This window comes from Mycobacterium sp., assembly GCF_049802695.1.
Taxonomy (GTDB): Bacteria; Actinomycetota; Actinomycetes; order Mycobacteriales; family Mycobacteriaceae; genus Mycobacterium.
Genome location: NZ_JBARMY010000483.1, coordinates 1 through 13,557 on the forward strand (window position 1 = coordinate 1; position 13,557 = coordinate 13,557).

The window sequence follows — 13,557 nt, forward strand, 5'->3', positions numbered from 1 at the left end:
GCGACCCGTGCAAGAGTCGAGGTCTTGAAAACTTTAGTGCGATTGTCGTTTGTTAACGAATCCGCGGGGTACAGTCCCCGCATGACGGCACGACCGGCGACGCGTTATCCCGGACCGAGCATGGCGACACGCATGAGATGGTTGCTGCGAGCCGGACCCGCCGACTACTTGCTGGCATTAAGCGTCGCATCGGCTTCGCTGCCGGTGGTCGGTAAACGACTGGAGCCGCTGGGTGGGGTCACGGCCATGAGTGTCTGGGGCGCCCGGGTGATGCCAGAGCTGGTATCCCAAGCGGCGAAGTCAAGATTCGCCCCCGGTGACGGCGACGTCCGTCGCGATGACCGCGACAAGACCCAGACGGTATTCGAGGCGGCGCTGCGCGGTGTGGTGCCTGCGGAGGACTTGGCCATCGACTGGCCCGCACCGGAGCGGACGCCGCCGATGTGTCGCGCGTTGCAGCACCGCCGCCACCTGTACCGGACATCGGTCCGGTACGGCGAGCATCCGAGCCAGCTGCTCGACGTGTGGCGCCGGAAGGACCTGCCGGCCGGACCGGCGCCGGTGCTGCTTTTCGTCCCGGGCGGAGCGTGGGTGCACGGCAGCCGCACACTGCAGGGATATGCGCTGCTGTCACACATGGCCGAACAGGGCTGGGTTTGCCTGTCCATCGACTACCGGGTCGCGCCGCACCACCGCTGGCCGTCCCACATCGTCGACGTCAAGACCGCGATTGCCTGGGCACGCGCCAATGTCGACAAGTTCGGTGGTGACCGCAACTTTGTCGCAGTGGCGGGCACATCCGCCGGCGGGCACCTGGCTGCGTTGGCGGGGCTGACGGGCAACGATCCCGAACTGCGGGCCGAGCTCCCGGAAAGCTCCGACACCGCCGTTAACGCAGTCGTCGGCATCTACGGCCGCTACGACTGGGAAGATCGCTCCGATGCCGAGCGGGCTCGCTTCGTTGACTTCTTGGAGCGGGTGGTGGTGAAACGGTCCATCAAACGTCATCCCGACGTATTTCGGAAGGCGTCACCGATCGCGCGGATCCATCCGCAGGCACCGCCGTTCCTCGTCATTCACGGCAGCAAAGACACCGTTATCCCGGTGTGGCAGGCGCGCAGCTTCGTGGAGCGGCTACGAGCGGTCTCGCACGCTGTCGTCAGCTATGTCGAGTTACCGGGCGCCGGACACGGCTTCGACCTGACCGACGGCGCCCGCACGGGGGTGATGGCCACCGCCGTCGGCTTGTTTCTCAACCAGGTGCACCGCAGCCGTCCCCCGATTGGGGCCAAAAAGGTCATCTGAGCGCCGCCCGCTTGTATGGTCCCTGCCAAAGGGAAGGTGCCCGCGGTGCAGAGGCTCAGTGGCTGGGATGCGTTTCTGTTGTACAGCGAAACGCCAAACGTGCACATGCACACCCTCAAGCTGGCCGTCATCGAGCTGACTGCAGAACGGCGCAACTTCGACATCGACGCATTCCGCCGCGTGATTCACAGCCGGCTCTACAAGCTCGACCCCTTCCGCTACCAGCTCGTCACCATCCCCTGGAAACTGCATCACCCGATGTGGCGGGAGAATTGCGAAGTCGACCTCAACTACCACATCCGGCCGTGGCGGGTAGCGGCCCCGGGCGGCCGCCGCGAGCTCGACCAGGCCGTCGGCGAGATCGCCAGCACGCCGTTGGACCGCAGCCGACCGCTGTGGGAGATGTACTTCATCGGCGGCCTGGCCAATGGCCGCATCGCGGTCCTCGGCAAGGTTCACCACGCCCTTGCCGACGGGATCGCCTCAGCCAACTTGATGGCGCGGGGTATGGATCTGTCGCCGGATCCTGAGCCGGGCAGCGACTCCTATCAGACCGACCCCCCGCCCACCGCGGGGCGGTTGCTGCGCTCGGCCTTTCGCGATCACCTGCGGTACCTCGGCCGGGTCCCCGCGACACTGAAGTACACCGCGGAGGGGCTCGGCCGGGTTCGTCGCAGCACCCGCAAATTGTCTCCGGAGTTGACTCGCCCCTTCACGCCGCCGCCAACGTTCATCAATCACCGGATCACCCCGGAACGCCGGTTCGCCACCGCCACACTGGCTTTGGCCGACGTCAAGGAAACCGGAAAGCGGCTCGGTGCGACTGTCAACGATCTCGTGTTGGCGACGTCGGCGGGTGCACTGCGAACCCTGTTGCTGCGCTATGACGGTCACGCTGACCATCCGTTATTGACGTCGGTGCCGGTGAGCTATGACTTTTCGCCGGACCGCATCTCGGGTAACCGGTTCACCGGTGTGCTGGTGGCCCTGCCAACCCATGTCGACGATCCGCTTGACCGGGTCGCTCAGGCCCGGGAAGCGGCGGCCGCGGCCAAGGAAAGCAACAACCTCATCGGGCCGGAACTGGTCAGCCGCTGGTCGAATTACATGCCGCCGGCCGGCGCCGAGTCGCTGTTTCGCTGGCTGGCCACCCGCGACGGGCAGAACAAGGTCCTTAATTTGACGGTGTCCAATGTGCCCGGGCCACGCGAACGCGGTCGCGTCGGAGGCGCGATGGTCACCGAGATCTATTCGGTGGGGCCGTTGACCGCCGGCAGCGGCCTGAACATCACCGTGTGGAGCTACGTCGACCAGCTCAACTTCTCCGTGCTGGCCGACGGGGCCACGGTCAACGACCCGCATGAGGTTACCGAGGCCGTCATCGACGACTTCATCCAAATCCGCCGTGCTGCGGGGTTTTCGGATGAACTGACCGTTGTCGAGACGGCGATGGCCCAGGCCTAGGACGAGTTCGACCGCCTTAAGAGTCCTAGCTCCGAGGAATTGTCTTTGTGCCCACCTCTGAGCGATTTCGCTCTGCAGCACAGCGTTTGTCGCTACGAGGAGGGCAACCCGGCACTTCTCTGCTGAAGGGGCTATGGGGACGGTTGTTCAGCTGTGCCGGGCATGCGGCTCAACAGGTCGCGACGAATGATCTTTCCGGTGCTGCTGCGGGGGAGCTCGTCGAGTACGACGATCTCACGGGGCACCTTGTAATTGGCGAGATTGTCGCGGACGTGCTGCTTGAGAGCCTCGGGTGTCGCCGACCCCCCGGTGGTCAGCACGACGAACGCGGCCAGTCGCTGCCCGTACTGCTCGTCGTCGACCCCGAGCACGCTGGCTTCGGCGACGTCGGGGTGAGTAACCAGCGTTTTCTCCACCTCGATCGGGTACACGTTCTCGCCCCCGGAGACGATCATCTCGTCGTCGCGTCCGACGACGTAGAGCCGCCCCGCCTCGTCCAGCCTGCCGACGTCGCCGGACGCCATGAAGTCGTCGTGAAAGTCCCTTGTGGTGCCGGAGGTATAGCCGTCGAACTGGCTGGAGTTGCGCACAAAGATCTGACCGACCGCACCGGTCGGCAGCTCGCGCAACTGCTCATCGAGAATGCGAATCTCCGTGCCGGGCACCGGCTTTCCCGTGGTATCCGGGGCGGCCCGCAGGTCCTCAGGCGTCGCCGTGGCGATCATGCCGGCCTCGGTCGCGTTGTAATTGTTGTAAATGACGTCGCCGAATTCATCCATGAACCGGGTGACGACGTCCGGTCGCATCCGGGAGCCCGACGCGGTGGCGAACCGCAACGACCGACCGCTGTACTTGCGCCGCACCTCGTCGGGCAGATCCACAATCCGGTCGAACATCACCGGCACCACGCATAGCCCGGCCGCGTGATGGCGATCGATGAGAGCCAGTGTTGCTTCCGGATCGAACTTTCGCCGGGTGGCGATCGTGCAGCCCAACGACGCGGCGAACACCAGCTGGGAAAACCCCCACGCGTGGAACATGGGTGCCACCACGACGACTGTCTCCTCGGCGCGCCAGGGAACGCGGTCCAGCATCGCCTTGAGTTCACCGGCGCCCCCGCCGGAACGCGCAGCGCCCTTAGGCGCCCCGGTGGTTCCCGAGGTGAGCAGGATCAATTTGCCTTTACTGTCCGGTTGAGTCGGCCGCTCGCCGGTGTGGGTGGCGATGAGCTTCTCAACGGTGCGGTCATGGCTGTCGGGTTGCTCGGTCCACGCGACGATCCCGGTGGTGTCCGGCCGGTCAGTCTTTTCTGAGAGCGCCCGGTCGACTGACTCGGCGAACTCCTCGTCGTAAACGATCGCGTCGACGCCCTCGCGTTGCACGACGTCGGCCAATGCCGGCCCGGCGAAGGAGGTGTTGAGCAGCAGCACGTCAGCGCCGATCCGATTGGCGGCGACCAGCGCCTCGACGAAACCCCGGTGGTTGCGGCACAGGATCCCGACGACGGCCGGCGAGCCGGTGGGCAGCGACTGTAACGCTGCGCCCAACGCGTCGCTGCGCCGGTCGATCTCGCGGTAGGTCAGGCTGCCCAGCTCGTCGATCAGCGCCGACCGGTTCGGGGAGCGTTGCGCTGACATGGCAAAACCGCTGGTCATCGACATGCGTTCGCGGCGACCGGCGGCGGCGATGCGGAGGTATTTGTCCGGGCGAAGCGGCGCGATGATCCGCGCCCGAACCAAGGTGGCCAGCAGATCGCCGGCTTCGGTGAATCGGGCCAGCGCAGCGGGGCCTGCCATCGAGGCCGCCCCTCAGCCGATCACCGGGAGGCGGCGCTCTTTGGCGAGTCTGTCGAGTGCCTGTTGCATGACACGGCGGACATGCGCGTCGACGGCGTCGATGTCGGGATCCTCACCGAACTCGGCCACCAGGTCGATCGGTTCGAGCACCTGCATCACGATTTTGGCCGGCAGCGGCACGTTGACCGGCAGCACCGCGGAGAGCCCGAACGGAAAACCCACTGAGATCGGCAGGATCTTGACCCGCATCAGCTTGTCGAGCCGCAGCAGATGCGCGAGACCCATCCCGCGGGACAGGTAAAGCTGAGTCTCCTGACCACCGATGCCGACGGCCGGCACAATCGGCACTCCGGCGTTCAACGCCGCCCGTACATAGCCGGTTCGGCCGTCGAAGTCGATCTTGTTCTCCGACAGGGTGGGGCGATACACGTCGTAGTCACCGCCGGGAAACACCACGACGACCCCGCCGGAGCGCAGCGCCTCCTCGGCGTTCTCGTGATTGGCGCGGATGAACCCGGTGCGAATGAGGAAATCGCCCTGCGGGCCGTTGAACAGCATGTCGTGGCTCAACGTGAACACCGGGCGGTCGTAGCCGAACTTCTCGTAGAAGCCCGTCGCGAACACCGGCACATCGACGGGGAACAAGCCGCCGGAGTGATTGGAGACCACCAGCGCGCCGCCGGGGGGGAACGAATCGAGACCCCGCACCTCGGCCCGGTGGTAACCCTTGATCAGCGGACGCAGCCACCCGATGACCCGCTCGGTCAGACCCGGATCCCACTTGGCGATTTCGCTGGGCGATATCTCGGTGGACTCGATATCAGTCGCGGTCAACTGGTCCCCCTGGCTTCAGCGCGGGATTCGACTCTCGATGCTAGCGTCCGGGTTTTTCCGCCGGCTGTCCGGGTTCTCGCGGAAAAGCTAGGTGGCCGCGGGATGAACTGAACAGCCGGTGGGCTCGGCCCGGACCGATACGATCGCTTCGTGAGCGAAGCCGACGCTGAACCCGTAGTCCTGGTCGAGCAACGGGACCGCATTCTGATCATCACGATCAACCGGCCGAAGGCCAAGAACGCGGTCAACGCCGCGGTGGCCAGAGGGCTGGCCGACGCCGTCGACCGGCTCGACGGCGACAAAGGTCTTTCGGTCGGAGTCCTCACCGGCGCGGGCGGTTCGTTCAGTGCGGGCATGGATCTCAAGGCCTTTGCTCGCGGCGAGAACCCCATCGTCGAGGGACGCGGCATGGGCTTCACCGAACGTCCGCCGGCCAAGCCGCTGATCGCCGCCGTCGAAGGCTATGCGTTGGCCGGCGGCACCGAATTGGCGCTGGCGACCGATCTGATCGTGGCGTCGAGGGACTCAGCGTTCGGCATCCCCGAAGTCAAGCGCGGCCTGGTGGCCGGCGGTGGCGGGCTGCTGCGGCTGCCGCAGCGCATTCCGTATGCCGTCGCCATGGAATTGGCGCTGACCGGTGAGAATCTTCCCGCGGAGCGGGCCCATGGGCTCGGGTTGGTGAACGCGTTGGCGGAGCCCGGCAAAGCCCTCGACGAGGCGATCGCGTTGGCCGAGAGAATCACCGCCAACGGCCCGCTGGCGGTGGCCGCGACCAAACGCATCATCGTTGAATCCCGCGGGTGGAGTCCCGAGACGATGTTCGCCGAGCAGATGAAGATTCTGATGCCGGTGTTTTCCTCCAACGACGCCAAGGAAGGCGCCGTCGCGTTCGCCGAGAAGCGCCCGCCCCGCTGGACGGGAACCTGAGCCGGGTGCTTCAGCGATACATCGTTTAGGCGGCCTACGATACAGGTTAGGCCGTCGGTGTAATGTCTCAGCCGCCGACTGGAACTGAAATGGTTGAGCCGCAAGGACATCGAACATGAGTATTTCGCTACTTCTCGAGATGGCCGTGTCGAGCAACCCCGATCGCACCGCCGTGGTGTCCGGAGACGTGCGGCTGACGACTCAGCAACTCAGCAACCTCGCTGACGGCGGCGCCGGTGTCATCGCCGCATCGGACGCCCGGCACGTCGTCTACGTCGGCACCGGCGGGGTGATGTTGCCGCTGCTGATCTTCTCCTCTGCGCGCGCCGGCCGGGCATTCACTCCGATCAACTACCGGCTGTCCGCCGACGGTGTGCAGTCGCTGATCGACCGACTGCCCGACCCGCTGGTGATCGCCGACGAGCGGTACAGCGACATCGTCGCTTCCTCGAGGCACCCGGTGCTCAGCACCGACGAGTTCTTCACCGCCGCGCGCGGCGCCGAGCCGTTCGTCGACTTCCCGGACCCCGACTCCGTCGCCATCGTGTTGTTCACCTCGGGCACCACGTCGCTGCCCAAAGCTGTTGAGCTCTCGCACAACAACCTCACCAGTTATGTCACCGGCACCGTCGAATTCGGGTCGGCCGAACCCACCGACGCGGCGCTGATCTGTGTGCCGCCCTATCACATCGCCGGCGTCGGCGCGGCCCTGTCCAACCTGTACGCCGGCCGCAAAATGGTGTATCTGCCCACCTTCGACGCCGAGGAATGGGTGCGGCTGGTCAACGACGAAACCGTGACCACCGCGACGGTGGTGCCGACCATGCTCGACCGCATCATCACCGTGCTGGAAAGCGGCGGCCACGACCTGCCTTCGCTGCGGAATCTGGCTTACGGCGGCTCCAGGGTGGGGCTGCCACTGGTGCGCCGGGCGCTGCAGTTGCTCCCGGGCGTCGGTTTCGTCAACGCTTACGGACTTACCGAGACCAGTTCGACGATCGCGGTGCTGACCCCTGACGACCACCGCGCCGCCCTCACCGCCACTGACGCCGACGTCGCCAAACGGTTGGCGTCGGTGGGACAGCCGGTAGCCGGCATCGAGCTGCAGATTCGCGACGACGACGGCAACGTGCTGGGGCCCGGGCACAGCGGTGAGCTGTTCGTGCGCGGCGAGCAGGTGTCCGGCCGCTACACCGGCATCGGCTCGGTGCTCGATGAGAACGGCTGGTTCCCCACCAAGGACATCGCCGTCCTCGACGAAGACGGCTACCTGTTCATCGGCGGACGCAGCGACGACACCATCATCCGCGGCGGCGAGAACATTGCACCTGCCGAACTGGAGGACGTGCTGATCGAGCACCCCCAAGTGCGTGACGTCGCCGTGGTCGGCCTCGACGATCCGCAGTGGAGTCAGGCAATCGTCGCCGTCGTGGTGCCGATACCGGGAGTCGAGCCCGACGCCGAGGAGCTGCGCGAATACGTGCGCAGCACTTTGCGGGGTTCGAGAACCCCTGACCGAGTAGTGTTTCGCGACGAGCTGCCCACCAATGCGACCGGCAAGGTGCTTCGCCGCGAAATAGTCGAAGAATTGCGCGCCGCGCGCATCGACCAGTAAGCCCAGTAGAGCGACTCGTGTGAAGGACCGATGATGATCAAAAACGGCACCCGTCTTGCCAGCCAGGTCTGTGACACTCAGGTGATCGTCGTCAGGAGTGCCGATAGCCTCGATGATCTCCGCTGCGGGGGCGCCCCGATGGTCGAGATCGGCGGGGCGTGCTCCGGTGACCTCGATCCGGCATTCGCCGAGGGCAATGTGATGGGCAAGCGCTATGTCGACGAGACTGGCGCCGAGGTGTTGGTGACCAAAGCAGGAGCGGGCACGCTCGCCGTCGGCGACACCGCGCTGAGCGTCAAAGAAGCCAAACCGCTACCGGCCAGCGACTAGCCAGCCGGGCGATTGGGCCCGCCTACTGGTTGTGCAGTCCGTTGCGACGGACGAATTCTTTTGCCTTGATGAGGAATTCGAGCTGACCATAGACCTCGCGCAACGGCTCGGTGCTGCGCGTCGAGCGGCACAGCACCACGGCGCCTTCCAGCGCGGCGATCGACATCACGGCCAGCGACGCCGCGTCTGGCTCGTCGAAACCGTCCGCGACGAAAGCTTTGGTCAGGGCAGTGCGCCAGCGGTCAAGGATGTGTCCGGCCGCAGCGGTCAACTGCGGCTCATCGGGCGCTGAGCCGATCGCTGCCGCCACCACCGGGCAGCCGGCGCGGAAGTCGCTCTCGGTGAGCAGGTGCTCCCAATACTCGACGAAACCGCGGAGAAGAATTCTTGCGCCACGCTCGGCGGCGGCGTCGATCGCAGCGGTGATCACGCCGCCCGCATAGTGCAGCGCCTCAGTCAGTATCTGGGCACGGCCCTCCGGAAAGTGGTAGTACACGGAGCCGCGCGGGGCGCCGCTACGGCTGAGGACCTCGTCGATGGTCACTCCTGCGGCGCCGCACTCGCGCAGCACCTCGGCAGCGCTGGCTAGCATTTTGGCGCGCGTCGTGCCGCGCGTCGCGCGCGGAGCGCGCGTCGTCAATGACATGGTGGTGTTCCGCCCCGACCTGAGGGTGTCAGGCCGCGTGCTGCTGGCGAGCCTGCGGTACCCGCCACGGCACGATGCGCGGACTGAACCGGGCGGACCAGGAAGGCTGGCGGGGCAGGTCTGGGAACTGGCGGTTGAACCGCTGACCGGCAATGTTGAGCTCAATCATCCACATAGTTTTGCTGCCTATCTTGTGCCGGCCGCACCGGCCTTTGATTATGCCAACTAGCATAACCAGAGGCCTCAGAATTAGGCAAGTGCAAAATAAGCCGCAACTGACTGCGGCGCTGAAAGCGCAGGTAGCGGCATGTTACGACTTGGTAACAAGTGTGATGGGCTGGTTTCGAAGTTATGCGACCCACCATAGAGGGCGGTTCTCCCAACTAAGGCGCCGGTCAGCTGTCGAGCGTGTAGCCCAACGGCATCAGCACACTCTTCTGCTGGGTGAAGTGCTCGACACCCTCCGGCCCGTTCTCGCGCCCGACGCCGGAATTCTTGTATCCGCCGAAGGGACAGCAGGGATCGAACGCGTACCAGTTGATCGCGTACGTTCCGGTACGGATCTTCTCCGAGATCTCGATGCCATGCGGCACGTCGGTCGTCCATACGCTGCCGGCCAGGCCGTACACCGAATCGTTGGCGATCGCGATCGCGTCGTCCTCGGTGTCGTAGGGAATGATGCTCAGCACCGGCCCGAAGATCTCCTCCCGGGCGATCGTCATCGTGTTGTCGACGTCGGCGAAGACGGTCGGTTGGATGAAGTAACCGTTGTCCAAGCCGTCGGGGCGGCCGCCGCCGCAGACCAGTCGGGCGCCTTCCTCGACGCCCTTGGCGATATAGCCCTCGACGCGGCTGAGCTGCCTGTCAGAGATCAGTGACCCGATCTGCGCGGCCGGGTCCGACGGCGGCCCCACTGGCAGCGCCTGGACGAAGCTGCTCACCGCATCCACGACCTCGTCATAACGCGAGCGGGGCGCCAGGATGCGGGTTTGCGCGACGCAGGCCTGCCCGGTGTTCATGATCCCGGAGAAAACCAGCATCGGGATGGCGGCGGCCAGGTCGACATCCTCGAGTACGATGGCCGCCGACTTACCGCCGAGCTCCAGCGTGCACGGCTTGAGCAGGTCGGCGGCACGCTTGCCGATTTCTTTGCCGACGGCCGAGCTGCCGGTGAAGGTGAAGATGTCAACGTCGGGATTCGACGTCAACGCCTGCCCGGTCTCGACACCGCCCGGCACCACTGACAGCACACCCTCGGGCAGGCCGGCCTCGGCGAAGACCTCGGCCAGGGCGTTGGCGGTAAGTGGTGTTTCGGCGGCCGGCTTGAGCACCACCGTGCAGCCGGCCAGCAGCGCCGGTCCCAGCTTGTTGACGGCCAGAAACAGCGGCACGTTCCACGCCACGATTGCGCCGACCACGCCGATCGGCTCACGGTGCACGATGGTCTGCCCGTAGGAGCCGGTGCGGGTCTCCTTCCACCTGACCTGGTCGACTGCGGGGCCGGCGAAGAAGTTGAGCGCGCCCATCGAACTCATCCAGTGCATGGTCTCGATGACAGTGGGCGGTTGACCGGTCTCGTCGGCGAGCAGTTTGGTGAACAGCTCCTTGCGGTCTTCCAGCAGCTTGACCGCCGCGGCAATCACCGCCGCCCGCTCTGCGGGCGGCGTGGCAGGCCAGGGTCCGGTGTCGAATGCCTTCCGGGCGGCCGCGACGGCGGCATCAACGTCAGCCGCGGCGGCCAGCGGCACCTTGCCGACGTATTCGCCGGTGGCCGGGCAGTGCACTTCGATCACTTCGTCGGTCGACGGCGCGGCCCACTGCCCACCAATGAACAGCTTGTCGTATTCGGTCTTGTCGCTCTCAGTCATGGAGGTCACCCTACTCAGCGCCGCGCAAAACGAGAACACGTTTCAGTCAAGTCTTTTCGCCCGCCGCGGCGGCTGCAGCACCAGCACCAGGTTGCTCACCAGAAATTCCCGAAGCAGCGGCACCGACGTCGTCCACCACGCCCATCGGGGGTGGTAGCGCGGGAAAGCGGCGAGCAACATCCCGGTGTTCGCCGCCCATTGCAGACCCGCCGTCGCAGTCACCGCGAACAGTGACGACCCGTAGTGGTTCTTGGCCGGATGACCGTGTCTGCGCGTGTAGCGGGCTGCGGCGCGGGCCCCGCCCAGGTAGTGCGCGCAGCCCAGTTCGTGCCCACCGAACGGTCCCAGCCACACCGTGTACGACAGCACCGCCAGGCCCCCGGGCCTGGTCACGCGCAACATCTCCGCCCCCAGCTGCCAGGGCCGGGACACGTGCTCGGCGACGTTGGACGACAGGCAGATGTCCACGCTGTCGTCGGCGAACGGCAGCGCCATTCCCGACGCACGCACGAAGTGGCCCGGCACACCGGCTATGTCGTGTGCTGCCGCGTGCATCTCGCCCGGATCGGGCTCGACGCCGACGTATCGCATCCCGGCATCAGCGAAGGCCGGCGCGGAATACCCCGGACCCCCGCCCACGTCGAGCAGGCTGCGCCCGACCACGGATTCGGCGTGGACGGCTTGCCACAGATCCCCGACCATTGCCGCGGTGTCAGCGGCCAGTGCGCCGTAGAACCGGGCCGGATCGGATTGCTCGTGGCGGAACTCTGACAGCAGCCGCAGCGAACGCGACAGTGTGGCCCGCCGTGCGAACACTTCAGTCGCGCCCACCGCTGCCACCCTACGGGGGGCACGTCCCGTCCAGCGTGACGCCAGCCGCAGGCTGGGCGCCGGTTAGGCTGTCGAGTGATGTCCAACCTGCGCTCGGTGCTGCTGCTGTGCTGGCGGGACACCGGGCATCCGCAGGGCGGTGGAAGCGAAGCCTATCTGCAGCGCATCGGCGCTCAGCTGGCCGCGAGCGGAGTCGCCGTCACATTGCGCACCGCGCGGTATCCCGGCGCGCCGCGAGAAGAGACCGTCGACGGTGTCCGGATCAGTCGCGCCGGTGGGCGGTATTCGGTCTATCTGTGGGCGCTGGCCTGGATGGCCTGGAACGAACTGGCAGCGCGCCTGCGGTTGGGATCGATGCGGCGGGTGCGCCCGGATGTCGTGGTGGACACTCAGAACGGCATACCGTTTGCGGCCCGGCTGATCTACGGCCGACGGGTCGCGGTACTGGTGCACCACTGTCACCGCGAACAGTGGCCGGTGGCGGGTCCGCTGCTGGGCCGGTTCGGCTGGTTCGTGGAGTCGAACTTGTCGCCGCGGCTGCACCGGCGCAATCAGTACGTGACGGTGTCGCTGCCATCGGCTCGGGATTTGCTGGACCTCGGTGTGGACAACCAGCGAATTGCGGTCGTGCGCAACGGCCTCGACCAGGCGCCGGCGCAGTCGCTGTGCGGACCACGAGCGGACACCCCGCGGGTGGTCGTGTTGTCGCGGCTGGTTCCGCACAAGCAGATCGAGGACGCGTTGGACGCGATCGCCGTGCTGCGCGCCCGCATGCCCGATCTGCACCTCGACGTCATCGGTGACGGCTGGTGGCGCCGGCGGCTGGTCGAGCACGCCGATCGACTCGAGATCTCCGACGCGGTCACCTTCCACGGCCACGTCGACGACGTGACCAAACACCATCTGTTGCAGCGTTGTTGGCTGAACGTGTTGCCGTCGCGCAAGGAGGGTTGGGGTTTGGCGGTCATCGAGGCCGCGCAGCACCGGGTGCCGACGATCGGCTACCGGAACTCCGGTGGACTGTCCGACTCGATCATCGACGGTGTGACCGGGGTGTTGGTTAACGACGTCGAGGAACTGGTGGATCGGCTCGAACAACTGCTCACCGATGCGGTGCTGCGCGAACAACTCGGCACGAAGGCGCAGACCCGCAGCGGCGAATTCTCGTGGCGGCAAAGCGCGGAAGCAATGCACGGTGTGCTCGAAGCCGTGCATGCGGGCTACCGCGTCACCGGGCTTCTCTAGCCCCGGCCGCCGGCTCGCCGACACTTAATCCACTGCGACGGTTTCGGCGGGTCCCCACCGTGAGTTAAGTGTCGGCGCCAAGCGCTGACCGCCATGCCGACAGCGCCGGCGGTAAGCATCGCCAGCCACGCCAGATGCGCAATCACCGCGGCCCGTCGCGCGGCCGCCGCTGCCGGGCCGGTTCCCCCGCCGACTCGATACAGCGTGAGATCCCCGTCGCGGTAGGCGCGCGGCAGTGCGCTCACCGTCCGGGCAGCGGTACCCGTCTCACCGGGCGTGCCCGACTCCACTACCAGCCAGGTCACGCCGGCAGCTTTCAGAGCGGCGGGAGTGGTCCCCGCCAGCAGCATGCGCTGAATCGCCCGGGCCCGGCTACCCTCGCCGGCAACCGTGACGTCGGAGATGGTCAGGTCGCCGGTCACCAGTACATCGGCGCGCAACCAGCGCGGCAGCGGATCGAGCACCGGTGGGCATCCTGACCAGGCGAAACGCCGCAGATTGCCGGCTGGCAACACCGCCACCGTGCCCGGCTCGTCGTTGATCATCCGGGACACCGACCACCAACCGGCGGGGTAGTCCACCGAGCGGACCCGTCCGCCCACGCCCCACGCCAAGTCGGGCACGGTGGCGATCAGCGCCAGACTGCACACCAGCGCGGTCACCTGGGGCCGCAGCCGGCGGCGCAGCGTCACCACC

At 66.4% G+C, this 13,557-nt stretch carries 12 protein-coding genes and 1 pseudogene; 7 read left to right on the top strand and 6 right to left on the bottom strand.

Annotated elements, in window-relative coordinates:
- Window positions 1–81: 81 nt before the first annotated feature.
- Both WA317_RS19120 and WA317_RS19125 read left to right on the top strand, forming a co-directional pair.
- Entirely contained in the window at window positions 82–1,305 is a 1,224-nt protein-coding gene (locus tag WA317_RS19120; RefSeq protein ID WP_425174530.1) for an alpha/beta hydrolase fold domain-containing protein, read from the top strand.
- Between the two features lie 45 nt (window positions 1,306–1,350).
- Window positions 1,351–2,769, top strand: coding sequence for a WS/DGAT/MGAT family O-acyltransferase (locus WA317_RS19125; protein ID WP_425174531.1), 1,419 nt, complete (start codon window positions 1,351–1,353; stop codon window positions 2,767–2,769).
- Window positions 2,770–2,900: 131 nt separating this feature from the next.
- Here WA317_RS19125 and fadD12 read toward each other — a convergent pair whose 3' ends face one another.
- Window positions 2,901–4,565, bottom strand: a complete 1,665-nt coding sequence (fadD12, locus tag WA317_RS19130; protein WP_425174532.1) for an acyl-CoA ligase FadD12 — start codon at window positions 4,563–4,565, stop codon at window positions 2,901–2,903.
- Between the two features lie 12 nt (window positions 4,566–4,577).
- Window positions 4,578–5,399, bottom strand: a complete 822-nt coding sequence (locus WA317_RS19135) for a 1-acyl-sn-glycerol-3-phosphate acyltransferase (protein ID WP_425174533.1) — start codon at window positions 5,397–5,399, stop codon at window positions 4,578–4,580.
- A gap of 150 nt (window positions 5,400–5,549) precedes the next feature.
- On the opposite strand from WA317_RS19135, the gene WA317_RS19140 reads away from it, so the two are divergent.
- The 3 genes from WA317_RS19140 to WA317_RS19150 all read left to right on the top strand — a co-directional run bounded on the left by WA317_RS19140 (window position 5,550) and on the right by WA317_RS19150 (window position 8,271).
- Entirely contained in the window at window positions 5,550–6,326 is a 777-nt protein-coding gene (locus WA317_RS19140) for a crotonase/enoyl-CoA hydratase family protein (protein ID WP_425174534.1), read from the top strand.
- Between the two features lie 115 nt (window positions 6,327–6,441).
- Window positions 6,442–7,941, top strand: coding sequence for a class I adenylate-forming enzyme family protein (locus WA317_RS19145; RefSeq protein ID WP_425174535.1), 1,500 nt, complete (start codon window positions 6,442–6,444; stop codon window positions 7,939–7,941).
- 33 nt (window positions 7,942–7,974) lie between these two features.
- Window positions 7,975–8,271 (top strand): hypothetical protein, encoded by a 297-nt coding sequence (locus WA317_RS19150; protein ID WP_425174536.1) that lies wholly within the window; start codon window positions 7,975–7,977, stop codon window positions 8,269–8,271.
- 22 nt (window positions 8,272–8,293) lie between these two features.
- Here WA317_RS19150 and WA317_RS19155 read toward each other — a convergent pair whose 3' ends face one another.
- On the bottom strand, window positions 8,294–8,917 hold the full coding sequence (locus tag WA317_RS19155; RefSeq protein ID WP_425174537.1) for a TetR/AcrR family transcriptional regulator: 624 nt from the start codon (window positions 8,915–8,917) through the stop codon (window positions 8,294–8,296).
- Between WA317_RS19155 and WA317_RS19160 the strand changes: the two genes are divergently transcribed.
- A complete protein-coding gene (locus tag WA317_RS19160) occupies window positions 8,808–9,146 on the top strand; it encodes a hypothetical protein (protein WP_425174541.1) in 339 nt (112 codons plus the stop codon). The two genes, WA317_RS19155 and WA317_RS19160, sit on opposite strands and share 110 nt — an antisense overlap.
- Before the next feature lie 166 nt (window positions 9,147–9,312).
- Here WA317_RS19160 and WA317_RS19165 read toward each other — a convergent pair whose 3' ends face one another.
- Both WA317_RS19165 and WA317_RS19170 read right to left on the bottom strand, forming a co-directional pair.
- Window positions 9,313–10,785, bottom strand: coding sequence for an aldehyde dehydrogenase (locus WA317_RS19165; RefSeq protein ID WP_425174538.1), 1,473 nt, complete (start codon window positions 10,783–10,785; stop codon window positions 9,313–9,315).
- Window positions 10,786–10,827: 42 nt separating this feature from the next.
- Window positions 10,828–11,616 carry a class I SAM-dependent methyltransferase gene (locus WA317_RS19170; RefSeq protein ID WP_425174539.1) on the bottom strand — a complete coding sequence of 263 codons (789 nt, stop codon included), beginning with the start codon at window positions 11,614–11,616 and terminating at the stop codon, window positions 10,828–10,830.
- Window positions 11,617–11,694: 78 nt separating this feature from the next.
- On the opposite strand from WA317_RS19170, the gene WA317_RS19175 reads away from it, so the two are divergent.
- Window positions 11,695–12,861 (top strand): glycosyltransferase family 4 protein, encoded by a 1,167-nt coding sequence (locus WA317_RS19175; protein ID WP_425174540.1) that lies wholly within the window; start codon window positions 11,695–11,697, stop codon window positions 12,859–12,861.
- Here the strand turns inward: WA317_RS19175 and WA317_RS19180 are convergent.
- Window positions 12,858–13,557, bottom strand: a pseudogene (locus WA317_RS19180) (hypothetical protein); the annotation flags it as partial. The gene WA317_RS19175 and the pseudogene WA317_RS19180 sit on opposite strands and share 4 nt — an antisense overlap.